This is a genomic window from Hyphomonas sp. (assembly GCF_036964145.1).
GTDB lineage: Bacteria > Pseudomonadota > Alphaproteobacteria > Caulobacterales > Hyphomonadaceae > Hyphomonas.
This window is the reverse complement of the sequence record NZ_JBALUC010000002.1, coordinates 711,837-737,914: the sequence shown is the minus strand read 5'-3', so window position 1 is coordinate 737,914 and position 26,078 is coordinate 711,837. Positions and strand designations below refer to the sequence as shown.

Sequence of the window (26,078 nt, the reverse complement as noted above, 5' to 3'; positions counted from 1 at the left end):
TCCACACGATGACTGCAAAACGACGCATTGGAGACCGCGAGGTCTATCCGGTCGGGCTCGGCTGTATGAACATCACGCATGCCTATGGCCCGCCCATGGATGAGGCGGATGCGAAGGCCCTGCTCGTACGCGCGCTGGACCTCGGCTACGATTTCCTCGACACGGCCACCCTCTACGGGTTTGGCCGGAGCGAGGAATTGATCGGGCAGGCCCTGAAGGACCGGCGGGACAGCTATTTCCTCGCCAGCAAGTGCGTGCTGGGCTTCAAAGATGGCCAGCGCACGCTGGATGCACGTCCGGAGTCGATCAAGGCGGCCTGCGAGGCCAGCCTGAAACGCCTGCAGACAGAGGCGATTGATCTCTACTACATGCACCGGCCTGACCCGAACGTACCGATTGAGGACTCCGTCGGCGCGCTGGCGGATTTGGTGAAAGAGGGCAAGATCCGCACGATTGGCCTGTCCGAAATGGGCGAAGCCGATTTGCGCCGTGCCCATGCGGTCCATCCGATTGCGGCGATGCAGAGCGAATACTCGCTATGGGTACGCAACCCGGAAATCGCGATCAAGGCAGCCTGCGAGGAACTCGGTGTGGCGCTCGTGGCTTTCTCGCCAGTCGGGCGCGGCTTTCTGGCTGATCCACCCGTCGATCTCGCTCATTTTCATGAGTCGGATTTGCGCGGGTCGATCTTCCCGCGCTTTGCGCCTGAGAATTATGCCGGCAATCTGCCCTTGCTGGATGAGGCACGGGCATGTGCCAGGGAAACGGACTGTTCGGTGGCCCAACTCGCCCTCGCCTGGACGCTGGCCAAGGGTGACAACATTCTGCCGATACCGGGCACGACCAATCTGTCACATCTGGAAGAGAACTGGCATGCGGGCAACATTCAGTTGTCGGACGACATCGTAGCGCGACTGGATGCGTTCTTCCTGCCCGAAAAGGCGGTGGGCCCGCGCTACAATGCGATGGGGCAATCCGTTGTGACCACGGAAATGTATCCGTTCGAGCAGGCCCAATGACACGCGATCCCGATAGGGCTTACCCAAAGTCCGAAAGCGGCAAGCCGGTGGCTCTGGAGTCGCGCGACACGCAGACGGATGGCCGGCGCTATTCGCCATCGGTCGCGCGCAATCGCGATCCGATCCTGAATGTCTTCCGCGAGCATGTCTGTGAGGCAGGTCATATGCTGGAGATTGCTTCCGGCACCGGCGAGCATGGTGCCTATCTGACTGAAGCACTCACCGGCCTCCACTGGACCTATTCGGACATTGATGCCGAAAGCCGGCGCAGTCAGTCGGCATGGAAGGCCGCAAGCGCACATAACCGGCTGGACGGGCCTGCCGTCGTGGATGCCTCGAAGAGGCAATGGGGCGACGTCGAACGCCCCGGCCATTGGGATGCCATCGTCTCGATCAATATGATCCATATCGCACCTTTTGAAGCGGCCCTCGGCCTGATTGCGGGCGCGGGACGGCTCCTGAAGCCGGGTGGCAAGCTGTTCCTGTACGGCCCTTTCGCGCGCAATGGCGAGATCGCCCCGTCCAATGCCGCCTTCACGGAAAGCCTCCAGTCACGCGATTCTTCATGGGGTGTGCGCGATCTCGACCGTCAGATCATCCCCTTGGCAGAAGAGGTGGGCCTGAGTGTGGCGAACATTGTTGAAATGCCTGCCAACAATCTGAGCGTGATCTTCCAGAATCAGGCCTGATCACCGCCGCCGAACCGCTCCGTCCATTCTTCGACCTGGCTGTCTTCGATCTTCTGAAACAACACGTCCGGCGGAGAAATCTCCATGCCCGGCGGCAGGCTGTTCAGCAGGCCCGGAATGTCGCGGAACTGGAAGCTCCGATGCTCCTCGGGAATGCCGAGCGCATCGAGGATTTTCTTGCCCGCGTCGGGAATGATCGGTAGCGCGAGAATACCAAACAGGGCCGCGAGGTTCAGGCCTGTGCGCACGCCGACAGCGGCCGCATCCACATCTGACTTGTACTTCACCCACGGCTCGGCCTTGGTGAGGTATTCATTGCCGGCGGCCCAGATCGCGCGGGTCTCGGCAGCGGCCTTGCGGAATTCCATGGCTTCATAATGCTCGATCAGGCGTGGCAGGCGCTCCTGCAGCTCTGCCACCATCCACGCTTCGGCGTCGCCGGCCTCGCCCGTCTCCGGAACCTTGCCGTCGAACTTCGACACCGTGTATTTGGTGATCCGGTTCACGAAATTGCCGAGCACATTGGCGAGGTCTGAATTGACCGCGGCCTGGAAACCTTCCCAGGTGAAGGCGGCATCCGAGCCCTCTGGGGCATTGGCGATCAGATACCAGCGCCAGTAATCGGCTGGCAGCAATTCCAGCGCCTGGTCCATGAAGACGCCGCGCTTGTTCGACGTCGAGAACTTGCCGCCATACCAGGTAACCCAGTTGAAGGCCTTCAGTTTGTCGACCGTCTTCCATGGCTCGCCAGAGCCAAGCAGTGTCACAGGGAAGCTGACCGTGTGGAAGGCGACATTGTCCTTGCCCATGAACTGGACATACTCAGTGTCATCAGCGCCCTTGTCGGTGCGCCAGAGCGCTTCCCAGTCATTCCCGGTCGCTTCGGCCCATTCCTGCGTGGCCGCAATGTATTCGATGGGCGCGTCGAACCAGACATAGAAGACCTTGTCTTCATAGCCCGGACGCGGATTGCCATCGTCGTCCAGCACCGGCACGCCCCAGCTCAGGTCGCGCGTGATGGCGCGGGCGATCAGGCCCTCATCCAGCCATTTGTTGGCGATGGAGACGGCCAGGCCAGGCCATTGGGCGCCCTTGCTGTTGACCCATTCGCGGATCTTGTCCTGCATCTGCGCCTGCAGCAGATAAAGGTGGTTCGTGTCGCGGATTTCGATATTCTTGCTGCCGGACACAGATGAGTACGGGTCGATCAGGTCGACAGGATCGAGCAGTCGTCCGCAATTGTCGCACTGGTCCCCGCGCGCCTTTTCGAAGCCACATGTCGGGCAGGTGCCCTCGACATAGCGGTCTGGCAGGAAACGGCCATCATCGACCGAGTAGACCTGCTTGGACGTGCGCTCCTCGATCAGGCCATTCTGTTCCAGAACTTGCGCGAAATGCTGGGTCAACGCGCTGTTGGCCGGGCGCGAGGAGCGTCCGAACCAATCATAGGAGAGGTTGAAGCCTTCGCCGGCCGCGCGCTGGATTCCGTACTGCTCGTCGCAATATGCCTGCACGCTCATGTCGGCGGCCTGGGCGGCCAGTTCTGCTGGCGTGCCATGCTCATCCGTTGCGCAGATATAGGTCACGTCATGGCCCATCAGCCGCATCACACGGGAATACACATCGGCCGGCAGCATGGAGCCAGCCAGATTGCCGAGGTGCTTGATGCCGTTGATATAGGGCAGGGCGGACGTAACGAGAATGCGCCGGGTTTGCGTCATGGAGATGCGATCTTTCCCAAATAGCGTTGCAAGCAGGCCCGGGCCGGGTGTCCGGGTGCCCAGCACCTTTTAGCGATGCACGCCGGAAAGGAAAGAATTGTAACGCCTGAAATAACAGGGCGCCCGTTATAAAGAACGCCCCGAACACGCTGCAAGGGCGTTCGGGGCGAGGGGTTCCAGGACGCGGTGAGGAATCCTGGAATTTCCGGGAGGAAACCTGTTGGCCTAGAGGCCGTAGCCGGTGGTGGCCTTGACGGTGAGGTCGACCCGGCGCGCCATCGGGAAGGTGAGGGCTTCGGTCGGGGTGGCTTCAGCCGCCGGGACAAAATTGGTGCGGACGTCGCGGGCGCGGATGCCGCGGGCATTCAGGGCCTCGAGTACGACCGCAGCACGAGCTTCCGACAGGCTGGTGGCTGCGGAGTCGTCAGAGGCATCGGCAGAAATCACGCGGGCCTGAATATCCGACACCGCGCATCCGGCGAGTTGGTCGCCGGCAGTATTGAGCGAACGAGCAGCATAGGAGGAGAGGACCGATTCCTGCTTTGAGAAATAGACGGTGATCTTTGTGTCCTGACAGGTCTTCTCGAAAGGAACATGCACCGGCTCCAGCGGTGGGGCCTTCGGCGCGTCCGACATGGCGGGAAATGCCAGCGCGATGGCGGCAATGCTGAATCCGGCAAGTATTTGCGCGCGTCTCATATCCGTCTTCCTTCAGGCTCTCGGGTCATCTGACACCCATCCACGCCACATCTTGATGTGTGATCTCGTTAAGGATTGGATAGACCCAGTTTGAGGCGGAAATATGCGGCTCGCGGGGCGAATGGGGCAGAGTTGGGGAATTTGAAAGAAAACGGGAGCCTTGCCGGCACCAAAATGACTGGAAGACCCGCTTGCATGGCCGCGCTGATCGAAGTAGTGACAGCCATTCCAGCGTGGCCGGCTTAGCTCAGCTGGTAGAGCATCTGATTTGTAATCAGAGGGTCGGGGGTTCGAGTCCCTCAGCCGGCACCATTAAAAACAAGGACTTGAGGCGGTTCCTGTTCCCCAGATCATCCGAAAAATCGCTCTGGGGGTCCATTTGGGGTTCCAGCTCAGAAAATTGTGAATTTCTTCAGTCTAAAAGTGGATCAGCGGCATCGCGGATGCCTGCCTGCTTTGTCATGCCGGCTCGATCAAAGAAAAATGTGAAGTCGGACGCTGCGAACCGGGAGCTCCGATCAAGATTGCAAATATATGCTGCAGGCGATCGCCCCCGCCCGCGATATCGAAGCGGCGGTCGGCATCATCGACCGCCTGCCTGAGCCGCGACCTGAAGCAGCAAAGCCGGATGCCGCCAGGTCCCACCGGGAAAGATGGCGCCTGCCGGCCATCTCGCGGGGCGCGGCGGCCGCCTGCCTCCTTGTGGTCTTTGCCATGCCATGCCTGACGCCGGCGGCCGCGCGTACGCCGGAGGTCTATCGCACCGGTATCGGCGAGCGTCAGGACGCCGCTCTCGAAGACGGATCGACCGTGCTGCTTTCTCAGTGACCTATGTGGAATAGCGCTACCAAGGGTAGCGACTTTTAGAGACCTGCGTCGCTGGACCCACTCGTTCCGTTCAAAGGCATTCAATCGTGCTTGCAGCAAATGCGCAATATTCTGGTCTCGGGACAGACGATAAAATGTATGCGTCCCGTAGAAGCCCAAGTAATTCTTGTTAAGGTTGTTTTTTTGCTTGGAGTAGCCGTGATGCCGTGGCACGCTAACTCGAAAGAGCGTGATTCATGGATTTTATTTGGATTGGCACGATCTCGATTGCAGTGGCTCTATTTTCGAGCGGGTGTGAGCGGCCTTCCAAAGGGAAGGAACTCGACGCTATCAAAGCCTACCACATTTGTATTGGGGACCTCCTGCTGACCATTCCCAGCGAAGAGGCGATTCAATTCGGGGCGGATGGGCGTTGGTTGTTGAGCCAGAGAAATTCTGAACTCACTGTCGACACGTTCGGCTGGACGTCAAAGCATGAATTTGCGGTCCAGGCCCCAGACGGGAGCGAGCTTGTCGGGTCTTTCTTCATGTCGGCAGCTGAAGGCGAGGGGGAGAGCGGGCGACAAGAGGAGGCGGCAGCACAAAGAGCGGAACGACTGGCAAATTCGTCAGCTCAGCAGATTGGCCAATTTCTTGGAAAACCTGCCTACTTTACGGTCAGTGAGCTGATTCTTCCGGGAAATGATTATAAAATCCGTAAGATGACGATGTTCAGGAAAATAACTGACCGTGTTGATATGAGCATGCGACTTGATAGCAGAAAGATCAGCAGGGACCGGGTGCCGGAATTCCCCGCGGGGCTGGAAGACGCGCTTACCCGCTGGTCGTCAGGACAAGTGCTGAACGAGCCTGATGGGATTCCTTCATGCCCCCCTTTATCAAATTAGTCGACAGGAGAGAACTGTGTTTGCTTTTACCCAGAGCGAAATAGACCAAATCGAGACTGCGCGCGAATATTTGCTTTACCCGCAGCACGAAAGCATTGCGAGGTTTGAGCTACCGGACGACGACGCGTTCGATTTTTCGGGACTCCTGGCCGGACATTGTCGCCAGCTTCAAAGAGATTTACCCTGAAATCCTGGTAAATATCATTGACGCGCCGGGTGAAGAATTGAGTGAACTTCTTCGCGCAGGCCGGATCGAGATAGCCTTAAGCCATAGTGCTTCGGGCCAGGACATCGAATCCGTATCGTTATTTCATGACCGATTGGTTCTGGTTGGCAACATCAACTCTGCGACGACCTCGAATAGAAGCCTTGCCTGGGCGGACCTCGGTGACGAGCCCATCATAGCAATGGTGAACGGCACGACGATCCGTGCGCTCATTGATGCTGCATGCGCGCAGGCGGGCATCCAGTTGAACATCGTTCTGACCCCCCGTCTGATTCCAACAGCGCTTGCCTTCGTGCGATGCGGGCTCGGATGCGCCATACTTCCAAATTCGGTTCCATCCGGAAGTGAGTTTTCAGATCTGCCCCAATATGAACTCGTCAATCCAAATATCAGGCGCGAAATTGCGATGATGCGGCTGAAGTCTTCCGCCCGTGCACCAGCAGCGGAGGTGTTTGCAAAACATCTGTCAGATCGCTACTGTCAGAGGATACCGGAGTGAGTGACACTATATAGCTAGCGAAGTACGATTGGGGCGCTGGCGCTAGCAGAATGTATCGAACTTTAAGCCGATGCCTCCACAGTCTCTCAATTGAGGCGCAGCCATTGGCTGTTCAAGGCGCAAAGGGAGACATTCGCGACAACGTGATCCCTGCGCGGGCTTTTCCCTTACCTTCAAAACCGGCTAGGTTGCGAACGACGCCCTGTACGGGGCCTGTGCCATGCCTGCTATTTGGGGGATAGAGAATGAGATTTGGTCTGTCGGTTCCGTTCCGAACGCTCCTCAATCTTGAATCCGAGATCGTTGGCGTTCACAGGAAAGATGCTGAGATCGCTCTGAGGCAGGCCTTTGAGCCGATCGGCGATCTGGAAGCCGTCGCCTCATTGCAGATTTTTGCAGGAAATGCGTCGGGCAAATTGAAGACCCTGTCTGATGATGCCTTGCCCTGGTTCTCAAGGCCGATTGCCGCAATGGCCCTCTCCGACAGCTGGCTCGAAGAACAGGGCGCGCGCAAATCAGGGGATGAACCAGATAGATCCGGCTCGGCCGGACGGGGCATAGCGGTAAGCCAGGCGCGGGTCGAGATTTATGACAATACACTCGCCATACTGAGCCTGATTGGCGACATTGATGTTGATGCTATTCCGCCAGACTGGACGGCCGATACGTTCGAGCGATATCTGTCCGAATTCGCAGAAGGCCTTGTTGCCCCGCTCAACAATCTTCTGGTCATGCCAGCCATCACCCGCCTGGAAGCCCGCAAGGTCGACTGGCCCCACAAGCCCTATCTCATGCGACCGCGCCAGAAATACCAGATATTCTTTGATCTGAATGATCACGATTTTCCCAGATGGGACGAATCTCGTTCTGCTTTCTTCTGGGCTCATCGAATCTACCAGCTGGATGAGGACCAGCGGTCGGAGTCAGACCTGACCACCTTGTTGCGGCTGAACGAAATCCGAACCTATGGGCTTCACGGCAAGGATGGTTCGATGGTCTATACCGGGTCCAGTATTGTTCGCGACGAGGCCGACCTCGATGCGTTCCTGAAGGCGTCCTCTTTGGCGCAGTATTTCTATTGCATACTTGATGTTCTGAATGACAATCAGAACTCGGTCTATCGGGCCCTGTCGGCCGCATCGACTCGGCGCGAGGTCGAACGCCTTATCCCCCGGTTTCACCGGATGGAGAATTTTGTCGACTATGTCTTCAATGAAGCGCGAGATGCTGAAATATCTCTACAGGGGCCGCGGCGACGATACTTTGAAACGCTGTTCAAGACGTTTGGGATGGACCATCTGGCCGATACGCTGAGGTCGAGGGACCAGTTGGTACGCTCGAGACTGGATCGCAAATCGTTTCAGGTCGCCAAAACGGACCGACGGCTCCTGCAATTTGCCCTGTTTGTCCTCGGTGCCACGCAAGTTTTCAATTTCGTGCTCGATATATTCGGTTATGTGAAGCGTCCGGAGCCGGGACAGGTGCCGGGCCTGGTCGATTTGTTTGGCTGGCTCGACATCAATCTGACCTTCAATGCCATCATCCTTCTCGTCATCCTGGGAGCGCTGTATGCCTCATTCCGACGAAATTAGCCTTCTGGCCGAACTGATCTCGGATATCCGCTCAGGCCGTGTGCTGGCTGAGCTTTCCGAGGCCCGGTCTCATATTGCCGAGCAGTACCAGGCCTTCGAGGATATCATGGCGGCAGACGCGCCGCCGCATATTTACGGGGTCAACACATTGCCCGGGCATCGGGAGGGCGAGCCCATGCCAGCCGATTTCGCTTTGTCCTATCAGAGAGACCTGATACACAATCATTGTCTTCCGCAAACGGAGTTTGTGGACAGGGAGACGGCCCGGTTCATCCATCTCGCGAAATGTTTGACCATATCGGCCGGTGGCGCGCTGATCTCCCCCGACCTCTACCAAATACTGCTTGACCTATCCGCAGATCCTGAGTTCGCGCCGCAGATTCCGGCTGGTGCCTCCTATTCGTCGGGAGATGTCATTCCGGCTGCCTATTGGGCGCGGTCCGTGCTTGCTGCCCGTCCGGATTATGAATTGAAGCCTGGCGAGGGGATGGCCCTGATCAATGGTGCCTTCGTCCATATCGGAACGGCGCTGGCCGGGTTTGAACGTCTTGAAAAGGCCTGGACGACCTATCTGGAAACCACGCGGCAATTTCTCATGCGGGTGCCGGCCAATGATGCCTTCCTGGCACCTGTCGCTCAGCCCCGGGTCGAGGCCGCGCTGTGCTTTATTACCGAGGCGAGCCGGTATCCCGCTCCAGGCGACCTTCAGCCACCTGTCGCCATCCGCGCCATTCCCCAGACCCTGTCTGCCTTTCACACAGCAATTGCCGGCTTCGCTCGAGAACTCCTCAACACTCTGAGCCAACCAAGCTCCAATCCGCGCATCGGCAAGACTGGCCAGGGCGAAACGCGCATTCTGCCGAGCGGGTCCTTTGTTGCGCCTTCCCTGTCGCTCGCCACGGGCCAGTTAATCGATAGTATCCTCATGCTCGGCTGGACCCTTGTTCGGCGGATGGAATATTTTCTCAGCGGCCAGGTCGAGGGTGTTGCCCGCGATGGCACTGGGCCGAATGATCCCCTGGGGCTGATTCAATGGCCGAAACTGGCAGCGGCGAATCTCGAGCAAATGCGGATGCTGCACAGTCGCCGTGTTTTCGCGTCAGGGGGGGCAACCTCTTATGGCGTTGAAGATTTCTGGACATATGGGATGATCGTCTCTCGACAACTCTCTGACTGCTTGCAGCAGCTGCAGGACATAATGGACATGGAGCAATCTGTTCAAAGACAGACAAGCAATGACAGGTCTATGCAAGCTGGCGAGACGGGGGATCCTGGCGCGGCACGCGCATCCAGGCTTCCGGAAGCGGCAGGATTTCGCCCGTTCGAAGTCAGCTCCTGAAAACAGGATCAACTCATCGCGACCCTGCCCAATTTTCAACTTGGTGCCATGACCTAGAGGAAACCCAGCGTCTGCCTGGAGTCATCTATACTCAAGACCTGGTAGGGCTTCGCTTGGCCTTCGGGGGGCTGCTCTGAGTCACCCGAATTTTTTGGGTGCGATTGCTGCAGACTTGCATCGTTCGTCCATCAGGGAACCAGAGCACAGTCAAATCCATTGTCGGCATCTCTTCTGTTAAAAGTCATCCACCATACTCTGTGACCCGGCATATTATCAGCGGGAAACAGAACTGGCCCATCATTGACTGGGAGCCTTGATCCGTACGCAGTAGGCAATAACTGTTTTCCGGCGAGGATGGGGCGCGTCGCACTCGGGTTCAAGGCGGCTGGTGCGATATAGTTTGCACTACGAAGTACATAATCTGGCACCACAATCGATTGTTACGGCCTACACGTCGCCTAGCATCTGTTTGATCAGAACGGGTCGATCTTGCGACCACGATCTGCCGCCAACTCAAATTGACAGATGCGATAGCTGCCAATGATCGGGCAGTTTTCTCTGATTTTCTGCCTGGAACACAAAAGCTCGCGATATTCATAAAATAGTTGCCAATCCAATCCAACTTGTATTACATGCAATACTAGTTTCATGGAAGAGATTTTTTATGGCTCACGTCCCCTCCAAGCCGCTAGCCGGAACAAAAGTTGTGGAGTTTACCCATATGGTCATGGGGCCTGCGGCTGGACTAGTGCTTGCGGATCTCGGCGCCGAAGTCATCAAAGTCGAGCCAATCGGCGGCGACAAGACGCGTCGGCTGAAGGGGTCAGGAGCCGGCTACTTCGCCATGTACAATCGTAACAAGTCCAGTATTTCCGTTGACTTGAAGTCAACTCGGGGCGCTGACCACGTCAAGGCGTTGATCAATGAAGCGGATATATTCATCGAGAATTTCAGGCCAGGCGCGCTGGACCGGCTGGGGTTCGGGTATGAGACGTTATCGGCCACAAATCCCGGGCTGATCTATTGTAGTGAGAAGGGCTTTCTTCCAGGTCCATATGAGGGGCGAACAGCCCTGGATGAGGTTGCCCAAATGATGGGTGGTCTTGCTTATATGACAGGTCCGCCTGGGCGACCGCTTCGCGCGGGTGCTTCGGTCATTGATGTTGCCGGGGGTATGTTTGGAGCGATCGCGATATTGGCAGCTCTTCAACAGAGAGCTTCGACCGGGAAGGGTCAGCTCGTGTCCGCTTCCTTGTTCGAGACAACCGCGTTCCTCGTGGGGCAGCACATGGCACAATACGCGGTTACCGGGGCGCCTGCTGCGCCCATGCCAGCCAGAATTTCCGCCTGGTCCGTCTATGATGTTTTCGACGTCTGTGACGGCGAGAAAGTCTTTGTGGGAGTGGTATCGGACACGCAATGGCAGAAATTCTGCGAGGCATTTGACCTGTCGGATTGGCTGGCTGACGAAAGTCTGTCCAAGAACAATGAGCGTGTGGCCAGACGCGAAGAGCTGATTCCACGTCTCAAGGCACTGTTTTCGACGTTCGACAAGATGCAATTAATGGAGAAGCTCGAACGGGTTGGCTTGCCTTTCGCGCCCATATCCAAGCCGGAAGATCTGTTCGAAGATGAGCACCTGAACGCGAATGGCGGCTTGCTGGACATCGTCCTTCCCGACGGGGGAGAGACGAAACTACCTTCATTGCCGGTCCAAATGGACGGCCTGCGCCCAGGTCTCGAATTAAATCCGCCCAGAGTCGGTGAGCATACTCGGCGTGTGCTGTTGGACCTCGGAGTCCCCGACCAGGAGATTACGGAATTGTCAGCGCAAAACCTTATTCAATGTGAGTGAGCGTGTCGCTCCCCCAGCCTGGTTTCCATCGAACCATATCCTTTAAACCTGATAGATTGAGCTGTGTATGAGTGTTCCTGAACACAATATTGTCATTGTTGGCGCCGGGCCGGTGGGGCTTTTTACTGCGTTGAGATTATCGGAATTTGGCATTGATTGTGTCGTGTTGGAGGCTGAGGCAGAGCTGCAGGACGACCTGCGCGCATCAACTTTTCATCCCCCCACCCTGGATATGATGGAGGAGTACGGAATCACCGCCAAGCTGCTTGAGGCGGGGCGTATCTGTCCGACCTGGCAGATTAGAATGCACTCTACGGGAGAAAGGGCAGAATTTGATCTGTCCATTCTCGAAAGGGAGACGCGGCATCCGTATCGATTGCAGTGCGAGCAATCCAAATTGTGCCGCTTTCTCTACGATGAATTGCGTGCCCGGAAGAATGTTCAGGTGCTTTTGGGTCATACGGTTAAATCCGTGTCCGAGCATGACGATGGCGTGAACATGACAGTGGAATCGGCCGGGGGAGAGAGTGTGGTTGCGGCCCGATATGTCATCGGGGCCGACGGTGCGCGAAGCATCGTCCGGAAAACGATGGGTCTTCAATTCGAAGGTGTAACCTATCCTGAGACTACCATACTGGCGACAACACATTTCCAGTTTGAGGAGCACTTGGACAATCTGTCTGGTATAAATTACGTCTGGAAGCCGGGCGGTACATTCACCTTGCTCCGCCTACCAGATCTTTGGCGATGCAGCCTGTACCCAGACGAAGGAGAGACAATTGAGGAAGCGACGCGCCTGTCTTCGATTGAAAGAAAGCTTCAGCAAATTGTTCCTATAGATGAACCGCATAGCGTATTGGAGGTTCGCCCATATCGCCTGCATATGCGCATTGTGAATGATTACCGAAAGGGTCGCCTTGTACTTGTTGGCGATGCTGCGCACCTGAACAGCCCAAGCGGCGGAATGGGTATGAATGGCGGGTTGCATGACGCCTACATCCTGACAGACAAGTTCCGGCAAATGGCGTGTGGTGCAAGTGAAAGTCTCCTTGATCAGTATACGCGCCAACGTAGACCGGTAGCTCACGAACAAATCCTGAAACAGGCCGATGGAAACCGTAAAAGGATGCAGGAGCGCGACCCCGGCAAGCGTCAGGAAGCTTTCGATAGGCTCCAGGCAATCATCGCCGATAAGGAAGAGTGCAAGGCGTTTCTGATGAATTCTTCAATGATAACCGGATGGCGGAGGTCCCAGGGCATCAAATGAATTTTTTTCCCGATCCGAGATATGACTATGGCAACAATGGACGGCTGGGAGTGGCGACGCCCCAGGCAAACCCGACGGTTGAAGCCGAGTTTTCAATTCTGTTTCCAAGAACTGTTTCACTACAGGCGAGTCGCCTGATTTGCGACGCCGCGGATCCGAAGCAGAGGTTGATGAGCTATATTCAGAATCTCGACAATACGCTGCTTGGCTATGGTGGGATGAAGCTGACCAGTTTCGGATTTGCTTGTACCGGCTCCTCGTATCTTGTTGGTGCGGACGCAGAACAGGCGATAGAAGAAAAGCTGTCTGACCGGTTCGGCTATCCTGTTGTGATGGCCGCTTCGGCGATCCGGGCCGCTTTACAAGCCCTGGGAGCCGAGCGGATTGTTCTTGTCTCTCCTTATCCGGATTGGCTGTCAGATGCCGCACATGCATATTGGACCGCTTCAGGGTTCCACGTAACGAATGTGCGGCGCGTTCAAACCCGGACATCCAACACTGAAACGATTTACGAGCTTTCCAGTGCTGATGCTCTGCCATTGTTGCAGGATAGCATGATGAAGGGTGTGGATGCTGTGCTGATAAGTGGGACAGGCATGCCCACGCTATCCGCGATACATGATGTAAAGCTCAATGTGCCCATCATCTCGTCGAACCTCTGTTTGGCCTGGCGGCTTCTGCAGATCGCTGGAAAGACAGAGCTTCTAGAGGCTGATGATCCGCCCTACATCCAAGGTTGGGACGTGCGCTTGTCAGAAGCACGATCCAGCGCACTAGCCAGCTAGGTGTGGCGCCATTGCGGGCGGGCCGTCGCGCTGTCGCGCGACAGGCGCATATTGTATTCATATTTGTCAGGCCGATAGAGACTGACTTGAAACAGGAATGGCTTTTCCATCTTATCAAACACGATGCGCCGTAGTTCGATCAAGGCTGACCCTACTGGGACTCTCAGGGCAGAGGCGGCTGGATCTTGAGCAAGCCTGGCACTTAAGGTCTGGTCCGCTGAAGACGCGAACAAACCCGTTTTCTCAATCTGGACGAGAATGGGCTCGCTCCCGAGATCGTCTTGATTCAAGGTCTGGGCAGCGTCAGGCGCAACATAAATCCGGCTGTAGGAAAATGGGGTGTCCGCATGAGATCGTAGGCGCGTGACGGAGAAGCACTTTTCTGAATTCTGCAGACGCAATGCAGATCGGGCATCGGGAGTGGCCAGCTTCCAGCCTGCTTCGATGTTTAGTGCCTTGGCTGCCAAGCCGCGAGTGAGCAGGTTGTCTACAGGGCCTTCAACGATTGGTTCGGGTACGTCATTCTCAAGTACAGCCACGCATGTCCGTGCGCCGCGGCGGCGAACGATAAGGCCCTCTTGCTCCAGCACATCCAAGGCCTTCCGTACTGTGATGCGGGACACACCATATTCAGCCGTCATATTGTTTTCCGATTGAAGCGCCTGACCTGGTTGTAACTCACCGTCGCGGATCTTCTGTGCCAGCAAGACATACAGCTTGTAGTAAGCGGGCACGCCCCCTCTTTGCGAATCTGGCGTAGAGAATACGCCGCCAGTATTGCCAGTCTGTTTGCTCAATTTGATAGCTCCCTGAACGGTGTTTAAGCACAGACTGGCTTCTTCGCCAAACAATCAATCGGAAAGCCGGACACCTTGAAAAAAGTGACAAGTCCGACCGAACTTGTCTTTACTTTAGATCAAGTTCAAATAAGATATATCTTTATAGTCGATTGATGTTTCCAACATGTGTTTGTTTGGATGGAAGTCGTCTGCCGGGGAAACTCGGCTTGCATTGAAATTGGGTGATAAGGAGAGATTCCATCACCTGCGGCAGGAGACGCTTTATGCTTGCGCGAGCAAAACCCGAATTTGCAATTCCCGAGGTGTGCAGGAACTTTGTGAATGGGCAATGGGTGATATCGAGCGTTCGATTGCCCGTAATCAATCCGGTTGACGAGCAGGTCCTGACCGAAATTGCCGAGGCTGACACAGGTCTTGTTGATGAGGCGGTTCGCGCCGCTCGTCTAACCTTCGAACAGGGCGTTTGGTCAAAGCTCGGGCTTGAGGATCGCCAAAAGGTTCTATTTCGAATTGCGGATTTGATAGACGAGCATGCCGACGAACTGGCCTGGCTCGAATCAATGAATATTGGATCACCATTGAGTCAGTGTCGCGGGCGGCATGTTCCCCGCGCAGCTTACAATTTTCGTTTCTTCGCAGAGTATATCTCTCAGAGCCGGAGCGATGCGTATACTCAGCTGGAGAATTATCTTTCCGTTGTAACAAGAGAGCCGGTGGGGGTTGCGGCCCTGATCGGACCGTGGAACGCACCAATCGCCCTTACGTCAATGAAGATTGCTGCGGCTTTGGCGTTCGGCAATAGCTGCGTTGTCAAACCTTCGGAGATTTCTCCGTTAACCGCCGTGCGGATGGTGGAGCTTATTCGGGATTCTGGTGTGCCGGACGGTGTGGTCAATTTGGTCAATGGATCGGGCACGGTCACTGGGGCCGCATTGGCGTCGCACCCGGATATCGACGTATTGTCGTTCACGGGCGGTACAACAACAGGGCGTGCAATCATGTCTGCCGCCGGAAAGAATTTGACGCCAGTGACTTTGGAACTCGGTGGAAAATCAGCGAATATTATCTTTGATGATGCTGACTTTGACCGCGCGCTTGACGGGGCCTTGATCAGTATCTTCAGCAATAATGGGCAGCAATGTCTGGCTGGTTCCCGAATTCTCCTCCAGGAGGGAATTGCTGAAAAATTCATGGATGCGTTTATCCAGCGAACCAGGAATCTGAAAATCGGAGACCCGCTCCTGCCCGAAACGGAAGTCGGTCCCTTGGCGACGAAGCAGCATTTTGAACGCGTGCACAGTTTCGTGGACACGCTGGAGGCGGATGGCTGCAAATTGCTGGTGGGCGGAAAGCGGTGCTCGGGATTCGACAAGGGTTTTTACTACGAGCCGACCGCCGTGCTCGCGCCAGACAACAGTGCGGTCGTTTGTCAGGAAGAAATCTTCGGTCCGTTTGCGGCATTTCAGCTATTCAAGACACCCCAGGAGGCATGGGATATCGCCAATGACAGCAAGTTCGGGCTGTTAGGATATGTTTGGACCAGTAGCTACGCAACCGCGATGGCAGCCCATGAGACTGTGAAATCAGGAGTGCTGTGCATCAACTCCCCGATAATTCGGGAGTTGAGGGCGCCATTTGGGGGGTACAAAGAGTCGGGTGTCGGCCGGGAAAGTGGCGCGGCGTGCGAAGCCTTCTACAGCGAGGTCAAGACAACAGCGTTTCTGACTGGCGATGTTCCATTGAGAAAGCTTGGACTGGGAGAGGCCTGATGTCTGTTAATGCAGAAACAAATCCAGCCGGAACGGGCTCCGCAGAACTGTCGGACAGCGCACTTGGCAAGTTGCCGCTTTGGCTTTGCATGGGATGGGGTATTGGAACTTTGGGCATGTCCGTCATGTTCAATTCGGTGAATCTCCTGCTCGCCAGGTTTGCAACAGATTATCTGGGGATAGCCGCCAGCACCTTTGGTTTGATCTATTTCGTTTCGAAGATCTACGATGCCGTGACGGACCCGACCATGGGCTGGTTGTCTGACCGAACAAAATCGAGATTTGGTCGACGCAGGCCCTATTTGCTTCTGGGCGGAGCAATTTCGGCTATCGCCTTCATTTGTATATTCAATACACCGAGTATTGATACTGCTACCAATGCTGCGTGGATACTGGCATTTGGCATGATCCTGTATTCCACAGGCTACACGGTCTTTAATGTTCCGTATCTCTCGATGCCGGTTGAAATGACGAATGGGTATTTGGAGCGGGCGCGCCTGATTTCCTTCCGGGTTTACGCGATTGGCATCGGCAGCTTAATTGGCCTGTCTGTCGCGCCGACCCTCATCCCGATTTTTGGCGGAGGGAAAGAGGGACACGCGGCTCTGTCCGTCGTATTCGGAGCCGTAATTTTTTCCGCGAGCGTTCTCTGCTTTCTGATGACACGCAATGCGCGTGCGACCCAGAAGGTCGAGTCGTCGTCGCTCAGTAGAAAAGACCAATTCAAGCTGATTTTGTCCAACAAGCCATTTCTGGTGCTGGTTGGCGTGAAATTCATGCACCTGGCTTCCCTCGCGATTACGCAAGCTGCTTTTATCTACTTCGTCGTCTACGTCCTTGAGAAGGGATATGTTGCGGTGGGTATGCTCGGCTTGGCGAATGCGATTGGCATGCTCATTGGAACGCCGATCTGGTATGCGGCTGCACGAAAGCTCCGGGACAAGCGTACGCTTTACATGATCGCCTCTGCCTTGGCGGCCTGTATCATTCTGAGCTGGTGGTTCGCAACGCCTGCCGAGCCGATGGCTGTCACCATGCTGCGCAAGCTACTGCACGGTATCGCGACGGCTGGCTCACTGCTGTTCGGGCAGTCCATGCTTCCAGATGCGATTGCCCATGATGCCAAGCGATCAGGACTACGCCGAGAGGGTATTTTTTCCGGTATTTTTACGACAGCGGAGAAAACAGCCTTTGCGGTAGGCGGGGCGCTGACCGGGATATTTCTTGGGGCGATGGGATATGTTTCATCCACGAGTGGATCTGTCGCGCAGCCAGAGAGCGCTATCTTGGCCGTCTATATCTGTCAGTCGATCCTCCCGGCCCTGATGTTGTTGCTCAGCATCCTCCTGCTGACACAGTACAATTTGAGCGAAGACGAAGTCGAAGCCAATGCCCGGCAAGCGGGCGCATCATGATCAGACCCAGAAACCTCGTAATGTATGGGAGTGCCTGATGGCTCGGAATACACAGCATGAAATGTTGACCTCTCCATCTTCTCGGATCAGAGCGCGGCAGCGATTTGTTCTGGCCCTGAAGAGAAATGGCGAGCAATTACGTCGTCAGCTTGTCGAGAGTGTGGACACCCGCTTTTCTGCCCCCGGGAATGATGCAGAGGGAAATTTTCAGCAGGCCGTGTCCAAACTCTACTCGGAAGACGCGTATCGCGCCGTCTGTCTCGTGAAGCGTGCCGGTCAGGAGATGATGTGGAATACGATCGGCGATGCAATTGACGTCGAATTGCCAAGATTGAAAGGCCTGTTGGAAGATGCCGGCAAGCGCGATGTTGGGGGTAGTCTCAATCTGAGAGACGACGTGTCACTGCCTGAAGAATGGACGACGGCCCGTGTCCACCTCCAGCCTGGTGGATATCTAAGAGATGATGGAGACCAGGACGTGGTCGCCGGCGCTCTCTATGAAGAGGGAGGCGCCCTCTATTCGCGGGGGCAGGGAGTCGGTACGAAGGAAAGCAAGGCCGAGTGCATCATCCGCTTTTTGAAGGGGTGGAAGCCGGATTTTCAGCCTCGCCGCATCCTCGATATTGGCTGTTCTGCCGGGGCATCGTCGGTGCCCTATGCGATAGCGTTTCCTGAAGCGGAGGTTCACGCAATCGATATCGGCAAGGGCCTGTTGCGTTATGCACATGCGCGCGCTCAGTCAATTGGGGTGCCCGTTCACTTTCATGAGATGAATGCCGAGCAAATCGATTTTCCGGATGAATCTTTCGATTTGGTCGTGTCGCACAACGCGATGCATGAAATGGCGTCCTTTACACAGCAAGCGATGTTCAACGAGTCCTTCCGTCTTCTCCGCAGGGGCGGTGTGTGTATTCACCAGGATCTTCCATTGAAGTTCGCTGAGATGTCACCCGTTCGGCAAGCTGATATCATGTTCGATGAATGGTATAATGGGGAATTGCATTGGTCGGACTATGCGGGAACCGATTGTCAGGCTGGACTGGAAGCGGCGGGCTTTGATCAGGCCAATATTGATTGCAAGCCATTTCCATTGCTCGACGAGACGATGAGCTGGCTGTTGGCTGCAGCTGAAAAGACTGTGTCGGATGAAATGTCATGAGCAGGATACCGCCGCCGATATCAAAACATGAAGACAATGGCGTCAGTTTCTTTGAGACGCCCGGCGTGGACATGCTTTACCGAACGTGCCTGGCCTTGGCTGAAGAGTTGGCCATCACTCAGGACCGACTGGATACGCTTGAGCGAGTATTGAGCCAGAGAGGCCAAATCGATCTTGAAGAGGTCGATCACTTCGAACCGGACGCCCATGCGGAAAGCCAGAAGCACTGCCTGGCGGCGCGCTTGAGCGAAAATGTGCTCGCCCCCATCAAGGCACTTGTCGAGCAGTATGAGGTCCGCGATCCCGAGGCAGAACGGGGGAGGCCCCATGAAAAGTAGTTAGCAAACTCACGGACGATTACGTCGACACTACACTTTTTGCAATTCTGTCAACGCCGGGGACCTTGTCATCTGGTGGCAGGATCAGCTTTGCCTTCAAGCGGAGGGGGCTCGCTGTTCAATACAAACATCCGCATGGTGAAGCAGGCTTTATACAGATTAAATGGACTAAGGGAAACAGTCCTAGAAATGCCAATCTTCACGGAAGGGGAATACTCATGACCAAGATTACCGCAATACGAATTGCAGCGCTCGCAACCACGTCTCAACTCGTTTTGGGACTGCCGGCGTTGTCGGGTGCCATTGCCCAGGAGGCTGAAGCGCTTCCCCCAGGGGAACAGGCGGAATCCGACTCTGCCATGAAGCTGAACACGATCATAATCAGCGCGCGAAAGCGTGAGGAATCGCTTCAGGATGCGCCGCTTTCAATTAGCGTCCTGGATTCCGAAGCGATCGCCGAAATGGGTGTGAAAGATATCAGCGAGTTGTCCAACTTCACGCCTGGATTCACCATGGAGAAGTTCGGCGGACGTCGGGGGGCTGAAGGCGATACATCGCGACCCGTCATTCGGGGACAGGCGAATATTCTGGGCGAGACCAATGCAGCTGTGTTTGTCGACGGAATTCCTTTCTCGGGATCGTTCCTGTCCTATCCGTTTGCTTCGGTCGAGCGTGTCGAAGTCGTAAAAGGCCCACAAGCGGCACTGTTTGGTCGCTCGACTTTTGCGGGCGCTGTCAATGTCATCACAAAGCGAGGCACGAATGATTATGAGCATAACGTCACGGCACGTCTCGCCCAGGATGACGAATACGAAATCAATCTGTCGAGCAGCGGCCCGCTGGTCGAGGACAAATTGTTCTATTTCCTGAATGCGCGGAAGTATGAATATGGAGGCGAGTACAAGAACACTCTAACCGGCCAGACAATTGGTGACGAGAGTTCCTGGGGGCTCAACGGGTCTCTGGAGTTCCACCCTTCCGAAAACGTCACCATGCTGCTGAGTGGAGGGTATAATGAAGACGATGACGGCATACCTGCCCAGATCTCGCAGAGCCGTTTGTACAATAATTGTTTTCTGGATCAGGCCCGCCAGTATTATTGTGGTGAAGTTGTCGAGTTCGACGAGGTTACACTCAATACAGACGGTTTGGGAAGTGAGGTCGGTCTGGATCGGCAGATCTCGCGAGTTGTGGGCAAGGTTGAATGGGATATCGGCGGATCCGGATATGTGCTGACGTCCAACTCCGGTCTTACAAAATCAGAGTCGGTTTTCGGACATGACGGTACTTATCTCGGCGACCTAATCAATCTCTATGGAGGGATCTTTACCCGGGTCGAGACCACAGATCAGGAAGAATGGTCCAGTGAACTGCGACTGGATACGCCTGTCGAGAAATCACTACGCGGTACTGTGGGTTTGTTCTACTACGACCGCGAGAAGGAAGCCGAGCGCCGGCGTCCCGAATCGACTGCAACGCTGACGGACTACGGTAACGCCTATACCGAAAACTGGGCGATCTTTGGTGCTGCGGAATATGATCTGACGGATCGACTGACGGCTCGGGCCGAAGTTCGATATCAGGAAGACACGATCGGTGTCGACTACACAACCGGCACTATGTATGAGACGACTTTTGACAGCGTCACGCCCCGGTTCACCCTGAACTATGATGCCAGTGAAGACGTCATGGTCTACGGTGTGATCGCGAAAGGCAACAAGCCTGGATATATCAACACGGCGTCCAGCCTCCCGGAGAATATACGGTATGCCGACGAAGAGGAATCCTGGAACTACGAGATTGGTGCCAAGACTACGTTGATGGACGGACGTCTGCAGCTGAACGGCGCGGTCTATTATATCGACTGGACCAATCAGCAGCTGTCGGACTCGGTATTCGTGAATGGTGTCCCGCAATCTGTCGTGACCAATGCGGGTGAGACTGAAGTCAAGGGTGTGGAGATCGACACGCACTGGTTGGCGACAGACCATCTTGTCTTCAGTCTTGGCTATGCCTACGCGGACACCCAAATAACGGATTTCTGTGACCCGACCCAAGGCTCGGAACTCACAGGGTTTGATTGTGTCAATTCGGATGGAATTCAGGGTGGGCAAGTTGCCGGAAATCAGATTCCGAACGCTCCGAAGCACCATCTAGTCGTGTCTTCCGAGTTCACGTATCCGCTTTTGCGAGGTGGCGAGTGGTTTGTGCGCCCGGACTATTCCTATACCAGCAAGAAGTATGCTCAGGTTCACAATCTGGCCCATACTGGTGATCGGAGCTTGTTTAATCTCAAGACGGGCGTGCGCATGGATAATGGTGTGACCTTCACCATGTTCCTCGACAATGTCTTCGATGATCGCACGCCGTCTACCCTGGTTCGCTATGCGGACCTGGTCAACCTTAACACAGGTCCAAACGGAAATCCGGCGCTCGATAACGTACCGGGTACAACATCGACGGAGCGCGCATTCCTGATGCCGCTTGCGAAGTCCCGTCAATTCGGGATCCAGCTGTCCTACGACTTCTAAGAGTCTCATCAGGCAGGATCATATGAAGGGCCGGGCATTGCTAAATGCCCGGCCCTTTACGTTTTGGCGGCCGACGAACATCTTGCCAAGAGGGGCATTCAGATCATGAAGATGCGACTGAACCGGGGGTTGACTATGGAGCCGTGCTTGCGCCTTTGAAGAGGCGCGATACCAGGTGAGGGACGAACGCGCCGGCCCATGGCGCGATCCTTGCCCAGACCGATCCGGGGCCAGAGGGCAATAGCCATTCATAGGATACTGAAAGTGCAAAGCCGATCAACATCGAGAAGAGGATCGTTGTGCCCGAGGAGCGATGTCTGAGGACTCGCGCCACAAGTGTTGGTCCGAAGCTCGCTCCTAGTGCTGTCCAGGCGAACAGAGTGCGTTCGAAAATTGTAGAGGGGAGCGTGAGGGTAATTATAACTGCCGCAGCACAGACGGATAGAATGGACAGGCGTGTAACGAATATGTCCCGACCTCGGAACTTTCGTGCAATGCCCAGATCATGACTGATTGCGGCCCCAGCCACGAGGAGCTGGCTGTCCACTGTGGACATAATGGCCGAGAGGGTGGCCGCCGCCACAATGCCTGAAAGCATTCCAGGAAGAAGCTCTGCGGTAAGACGGAAGAAAATGGATTCTGGAGCGACTTGCGGGTCGAGAAGAGTTCTGGCGCACAAGCCGAGGATCGCCATTCCGCCATAGACGATCGCGGCCCAACCGATAGCCACGCCGGCCCCGACGACCCTTGACCGGGTGTCACGCGCAGCCATGATCCATGTAACCAGGTGTGGTTGACCGAGGGCGCCAAAGCCCGTTGCGGTCATGCCCAGTGCAAAGCCGCCTGCAATCCATCCTGTTCTGTTGCCAAATATATCAGAATAGGACGCAGGTGCTGTATTAAAGACCTGGCCAATTCCGCTGAAGCCGCCAGCCTCGAAGAATGCCAATACCGGCAACACGATGGCTACGCAGCCAATCAGAATACCCTGCAACGTGTCGACCACCGATATTGCGAGGAAACCACCCAACAGCACGTAGACAAGTATGATCGCGGCTCCGAGCAAGACGCCCGCCACCATTCCGGTCGAGAACAGATCATCAAACGCCTTTCCTGCCCCCTGGAATTGTGAGGCGACATAGTATGAAAAGCAAAACGCGATCATGAGCGACGCGGCAACGCGGATGAGTCTTGATGTGCCGGGGCTACAATCAATGGTCAGGAAGTCGGAGAACGTAACAAGCCCCAGCTTGTGACTATCTGACTGCAGAATCCGGCCGGCCCACAACCAGACCGCAGCGTATCCAGCCAATATACCTGGAACCATCCAGAGCGCGGACAGGCCGACTGAATAAACAAATCCTGAGAACCCCAAAAGTACCCACGCGCTGGAACTGGAGGCTGCATATGCCAATCCAACGATCAGAGGACCCAGTTTTCGCTCTCCCACGAGGAAGGAGTCTTCAGACGTCGCCCTTCGCGCAAAAGAAAGACCTATAGCGACCAGGATTGCCGAATATGTGACGAGCGTAATTAGAGCAGGATAGTTCGTCATGACAGGCAGGTATCAAACCTTCGGGCTTGCACTTGCCGACACATAACCGAGAGGTAATCCTGCCCCAGGAACAAATCCGAAGAGTTCTTCTTCTGGCAGAACTGAGTGTAAAATGTCGCGCGTTGAAACAAGTTTGGAAATATCGATGCCGGTCGTGACGCCCATGGATTCAAACATGAAAACCAGGTCTTCGGTCACGATGTTTCCGCTGGCTCCGGGCGCCGTTGGACAGCCTCCGAGGCCTCCAAGAGACGCGTCAAATGTCGTAATGCCTTCCTCAAATGCCGCGAGTGCATTTGCAAGACCAAGCCCACGAGTATTGTGCAGGTGAACACCGGTCAGATTGTCAATTCCGACCACTTTTTTTACCGCTCTGATCATATGTTTTACGGCTCGTGGATCGGCATAACCCGTCGTGTCTGAAAGGCCGACTTCGTCGCAGCCGGCTTGCATCAGTTTCTCGGCGCAGGTCAAAATTGTGTCCTGAGAAATTCGCCCTTCCAATGTACATCCGAACGCGGTGGAAAGAGACCCTTCGAAATGCGGCCGTCGGCTTTTTGGAAGGCGCTTAATCAGCTTGGAAATCTCTTCAGCTTCAGCGATGACCTGGGCGTGGGTTCTCCGAATGTTGCGAATGGAATGGGTTTCGCTCACGGAAAGTGGCAGAGTGATTTTATCAGCGCCAGCAGCGATTGCGAGTTCAGCACCCTTCAGGTTTGGTACCAAGACAGCGACTTCGAGATCTGGCAGGGTTCGAGCATGTTGGACTATTTCAGCCGTATCCTGCATTTGAGGCAACAGTCTTGGGGAAACAAAGGAGCCGACCTCAATTTCCCGAATCCCTGTTGCCGCCAGGGCGCTGATCCAGTCCTTTTTGGACTGGGTAGGCATAATACTCTTACAGTTTTGAAGTCCGTCACGAGGGCCGACCTCGCTAATTAATACCTGCGCTGAGTTCATGGAGGTGCTTTCTAAGTCTTAGGAAATGATGCGTCCGCGGTCTCAATGCGCAGAGCTGTAAATCCAGGGCCTGAGTGTTTCGTCTTCCCTGTGAAAGTGCCTGATCTGCTCGAAACTCCTTAGCGTCAGCTCAATTGGGTCCAGGCCTTCTACCAGCAACCGTTTTCCGTAGGCGCTGATGTCGAATGGCATCGCTGAATTGTCGCAACGTAGAGTCTGTTCGGGAAGGTCAATCGCGAGTGTGGTATCCCGATCCAAGGCCATGATTTTATCGATGTCTTCGGAATTCAACCGAATGGGCAGTATTCCGTTTCGCAAACAATTATTGAAAAATATATCTCCGAAGGAGCGTGCAATGATGACCCGAATGCCATACTCGAAAAGTGCCCAGACAGCATGTTCTCTTGAGGATCCGCACCCAAAGTTTTCTCCCGATACAAGAATAGTCGTACCTGAGCGCTCTGGATCATTCAGGACGAAGTCAGGGTTCGGGGTCCGGTCATCTGCAGACAAGTATCGCCAGCCTGCAAACAATCCGTCTGCCAGACCTGTGCGCCCGACGGTTTTCATCTCCCTCGAGGGGATGATCTGATCTGTGTCAATATTATCGACTGGCAGGATAGCGAACTTTCCTGAATGGCGTATAAAGGAAGCTCGTTTCATGCGTCAATTTCCGCCATGACGGATCCAGATTGTGAGATCATACCCGCAACAGCAGATGCTGCGACGGTTGCCGGACTCGCGAGATGGGTTCGAACACAGGGCCCCTGTCGTCCTTCGAAGTTCCGATTGGTAGAAGAGATCACCCTGGCTTCGGGGGGGAAGGTCACGCCACCGGCATAGAAGCACATTGCGCACCCTGGAGCGCCCCATTCAAATCCGGCAGACTTGAATATGATGTCCAATCCCTCAGCTTCTGCCTGTCGCTTAACTAGCTGGGATCCGGGCACGCATATGGCCTGTACGTGACTGGCCACTTTGCGCCCAGCAAGAATTTTAGCGGCCGATCTTAGATCAGACAATCGCCCGTTGGTGCACGAACCAATGAAAGCGCCATCAATCCTTAGTCCAGCCAAGTGGACACCAGGTTCAAGCCCCATATAGGCGAGGGCGCGCGAATCTGCTTTCTGCGGAATAGGGGTGTTGATCGCAGAGGACTGCGCCGGGCTGGTTCCCCAGCTTACGAGTGGGTTCACCTTGCTGGCATCAATCGAAAGTTCATAGTCAAATTCGGCGTGTTCGTCGGTTTCAAGTGCCATCCACTGCTTTGCGGCGCGGTGCGAGTGTTCTTGCGCCGGTGAGAAAGGCCGGCCTTTGACATATTCAAATACTTTGTCATCCGGCCGGATAATCGCCGTAAATGCGGAAAATTCGACAGCCAGGTTACACAGCGTCAGTCGTTCTTCGACGGACAGGTTCTCAACGGCACTTCCGGCGAACTCGACGGCGCAACGCTTTCCTCCCGATGCTCCATGTCGCGCTATGATGTGCAAGGCGAGGTCTTTGGCTCCCGTTCCCTCCGGCAGTTCGCCATGAATGGTAATTCTCATCTGGGGCGGCTGGTTCACGCGAAGGGCTCCCGTCGCCATCGCATGTTCAGCTTCGCTTGATCCTATACCCCAAGCCAGCGCGCCAAGTGCACCCAGGCTGCAAGTATGACTATCCGGGCAGACAAGTGACGCGCCAGGTATGGCGATGCCAAGTTCTGGAGCAATGACATGAACAATGCCTTGGCGAGAGTCATTGCTGTCTATGAGGTGGATGCCAGCGTACTGGGCCATATTGCGGGTTTCGCGGATGAACACTTCTCCACCGGGCGAGCGTGCATCGTCAGCCGCCCGATCTGAACGATACGAGACAATGTGATCCATAATTGCAAAGACGCGGGACGGTGCGTGGACGGCATGTCCCGTCTCCGCGAGCATTTTCAGGGCTACACCACCGGTGCGTTCGTGCAAGAGAATGCGGTCAATCGCGATGAGGTCAGCCCCATCTCCAGCGCTTCCAATTCTGTGCGATGCCCAAAGCTTGTCAAAGAGTGTTTGCGGTTTCGAGCTCAATTCTGTCTCGCTATTTTTGTGCTACCGGGTTTCTGACGGGATCAGTCGACAAGGTCGACGGTAAGACAGGTGCTGGCCCCCTCTG

Annotated in this window: 22 protein-coding genes and 1 tRNA gene; 16 read left to right on the top strand and 7 right to left on the bottom strand. The window is 55.4% G+C overall.

What is annotated here, in order from left to right:
- The first annotated feature begins 8 nt into the window (after positions 1-8).
- Together V7660_RS08450 and V7660_RS08445 are read left to right on the top strand one after the other, a co-directional pair.
- A complete protein-coding gene (locus V7660_RS08450) occupies positions 9-1,019 on the top strand; it encodes an aldo/keto reductase (RefSeq protein ID WP_335602640.1) in 1,011 nt (336 codons plus the stop codon).
- Positions 1,016-1,708, top strand: a complete 693-nt coding sequence (locus V7660_RS08445) for a DUF938 domain-containing protein (protein WP_335602639.1) — start codon at positions 1,016-1,018, stop codon at positions 1,706-1,708. Before V7660_RS08450 ends, V7660_RS08445 begins: the two co-directional genes overlap by 4 nt.
- On the opposite strand, the gene metG is transcribed toward V7660_RS08445, so the two are convergent.
- Positions 1,699-3,429 (bottom strand): methionine--tRNA ligase, encoded by a 1,731-nt coding sequence (gene metG, locus V7660_RS08440; RefSeq protein ID WP_335602638.1) that lies wholly within the window; start codon positions 3,427-3,429, stop codon positions 1,699-1,701. The genes V7660_RS08445 and metG overlap by 10 nt on opposite strands.
- A 225-nt stretch (positions 3,430-3,654) precedes the next feature.
- Positions 3,655-4,128, bottom strand: coding sequence for a hypothetical protein (locus V7660_RS08435; protein WP_335602637.1), 474 nt, complete (start codon positions 4,126-4,128; stop codon positions 3,655-3,657).
- A 236-nt stretch (positions 4,129-4,364) separates the two neighbouring features.
- Here V7660_RS08435 and V7660_RS08430 point away from each other — a divergent pair.
- The 9 genes from V7660_RS08430 to V7660_RS08390 all read left to right on the top strand — a co-directional run bounded on the left by V7660_RS08430 (position 4,365) and on the right by V7660_RS08390 (position 13,406).
- Positions 4,365-4,440, top strand: a tRNA-Thr gene (locus tag V7660_RS08430).
- Between the two features lie 222 nt (positions 4,441-4,662).
- Positions 4,663-4,956, top strand: a complete 294-nt coding sequence (locus V7660_RS08425; protein WP_335602636.1) for a hypothetical protein — start codon at positions 4,663-4,665, stop codon at positions 4,954-4,956.
- Positions 4,957-5,192: 236 nt separating this feature from the next.
- Positions 5,193-5,843 carry a hypothetical protein gene (locus V7660_RS08420; RefSeq protein ID WP_335602635.1) on the top strand — a complete coding sequence of 217 codons (651 nt, stop codon included), beginning with the start codon at positions 5,193-5,195 and terminating at the stop codon, positions 5,841-5,843.
- A gap of 104 nt (positions 5,844-5,947) precedes the next feature.
- Positions 5,948-6,568 (top strand): LysR substrate-binding domain-containing protein, encoded by a 621-nt coding sequence (locus V7660_RS08415; protein ID WP_335602634.1) that lies wholly within the window; start codon positions 5,948-5,950, stop codon positions 6,566-6,568.
- Between the two features lie 245 nt (positions 6,569-6,813).
- The gene (locus tag V7660_RS08410) at positions 6,814-8,160 is read left to right on the top strand and encodes a hypothetical protein (RefSeq protein ID WP_335602633.1); all 1,347 of its coding nucleotides are present in this window, start codon (positions 6,814-6,816) and stop codon (positions 8,158-8,160) included.
- Positions 8,138-9,499 (top strand): aromatic amino acid lyase, encoded by a 1,362-nt coding sequence (locus V7660_RS08405; RefSeq protein ID WP_335602632.1) that lies wholly within the window; start codon positions 8,138-8,140, stop codon positions 9,497-9,499. Before V7660_RS08410 ends, V7660_RS08405 begins: the two co-directional genes overlap by 23 nt.
- A gap of 664 nt (positions 9,500-10,163) precedes the next feature.
- Positions 10,164-11,354 (top strand): CaiB/BaiF CoA transferase family protein, encoded by a 1,191-nt coding sequence (locus V7660_RS08400; RefSeq protein ID WP_335602631.1) that lies wholly within the window; start codon positions 10,164-10,166, stop codon positions 11,352-11,354.
- A 67-nt stretch (positions 11,355-11,421) separates the two neighbouring features.
- Positions 11,422-12,621 carry an FAD-dependent oxidoreductase gene (locus tag V7660_RS08395; RefSeq protein WP_335602630.1) on the top strand — a complete coding sequence of 400 codons (1,200 nt, stop codon included), beginning with the start codon at positions 11,422-11,424 and terminating at the stop codon, positions 12,619-12,621.
- Entirely contained in the window at positions 12,618-13,406 is a 789-nt protein-coding gene (locus V7660_RS08390) for a maleate cis-trans isomerase family protein (RefSeq protein WP_335602629.1), read from the top strand. The genes V7660_RS08395 and V7660_RS08390 overlap by 4 nt, the downstream gene beginning before the upstream one ends.
- On the opposite strand, the gene V7660_RS08385 is transcribed toward V7660_RS08390, so the two are convergent.
- Positions 13,403-14,203: a GntR family transcriptional regulator gene (locus V7660_RS08385; RefSeq protein ID WP_335602628.1), complete on the bottom strand. Its 801-nt coding sequence runs from the start codon at positions 14,201-14,203 to the stop codon at positions 13,403-13,405. The two genes, V7660_RS08390 and V7660_RS08385, sit on opposite strands and share 4 nt — an antisense overlap.
- Before the next feature lie 266 nt (positions 14,204-14,469).
- On the opposite strand from V7660_RS08385, the gene V7660_RS08380 reads away from it, so the two are divergent.
- From V7660_RS08380 to V7660_RS08360, 5 genes are all read left to right on the top strand, one after another.
- Positions 14,470-15,975 (top strand): aldehyde dehydrogenase, encoded by a 1,506-nt coding sequence (locus V7660_RS08380; RefSeq protein ID WP_335602627.1) that lies wholly within the window; start codon positions 14,470-14,472, stop codon positions 15,973-15,975.
- Positions 15,975-17,390, top strand: a complete 1,416-nt coding sequence (locus tag V7660_RS08375) for an MFS transporter (RefSeq protein WP_335602626.1) — start codon at positions 15,975-15,977, stop codon at positions 17,388-17,390. Before V7660_RS08380 ends, V7660_RS08375 begins: the two co-directional genes overlap by 1 nt.
- 37 nt (positions 17,391-17,427) lie before the next feature.
- Complete coding sequence (locus V7660_RS08370) at positions 17,428-18,549, top strand: class I SAM-dependent methyltransferase (RefSeq protein WP_335602625.1); 1,122 nt, start codon at positions 17,428-17,430, stop codon at positions 18,547-18,549.
- A complete protein-coding gene (locus tag V7660_RS08365) occupies positions 18,546-18,887 on the top strand; it encodes a hypothetical protein (protein WP_335602624.1) in 342 nt (113 codons plus the stop codon). Before V7660_RS08370 ends, V7660_RS08365 begins: the two co-directional genes overlap by 4 nt.
- Before the next feature lie 218 nt (positions 18,888-19,105).
- On the top strand, positions 19,106-21,418 hold the full coding sequence (locus tag V7660_RS08360; protein ID WP_335602623.1) for a TonB-dependent receptor: 2,313 nt from the start codon (positions 19,106-19,108) through the stop codon (positions 21,416-21,418).
- Between the two features lie 133 nt (positions 21,419-21,551).
- On the opposite strand, the gene V7660_RS08355 is transcribed toward V7660_RS08360, so the two are convergent.
- Genes V7660_RS08355 through V7660_RS08340 form a run of 4 tightly spaced genes read right to left on the bottom strand, consistent with a single transcriptional unit; the run spans position 21,552 to position 25,993 of the window.
- On the bottom strand, positions 21,552-22,973 hold the full coding sequence (locus V7660_RS08355; RefSeq protein WP_335602622.1) for a sodium/proline symporter: 1,422 nt from the start codon (positions 22,971-22,973) through the stop codon (positions 21,552-21,554).
- A gap of 12 nt (positions 22,974-22,985) precedes the next feature.
- Positions 22,986-23,933: a hydroxymethylglutaryl-CoA lyase gene (locus tag V7660_RS08350; RefSeq protein WP_335602621.1), complete on the bottom strand. Its 948-nt coding sequence runs from the start codon at positions 23,931-23,933 to the stop codon at positions 22,986-22,988.
- Positions 23,934-23,975: 42 nt separating this feature from the next.
- Positions 23,976-24,596 carry a 3-isopropylmalate dehydratase small subunit gene (leuD, locus tag V7660_RS08345; RefSeq protein WP_335602620.1) on the bottom strand — a complete coding sequence of 207 codons (621 nt, stop codon included), beginning with the start codon at positions 24,594-24,596 and terminating at the stop codon, positions 23,976-23,978.
- Positions 24,593-25,993, bottom strand: coding sequence for a 3-isopropylmalate dehydratase large subunit (locus V7660_RS08340; protein ID WP_335602619.1), 1,401 nt, complete (start codon positions 25,991-25,993; stop codon positions 24,593-24,595). Before V7660_RS08340 ends, leuD begins: the two co-directional genes overlap by 4 nt.
- Between the last annotated feature and the right edge of the window lie 85 nt (positions 25,994-26,078).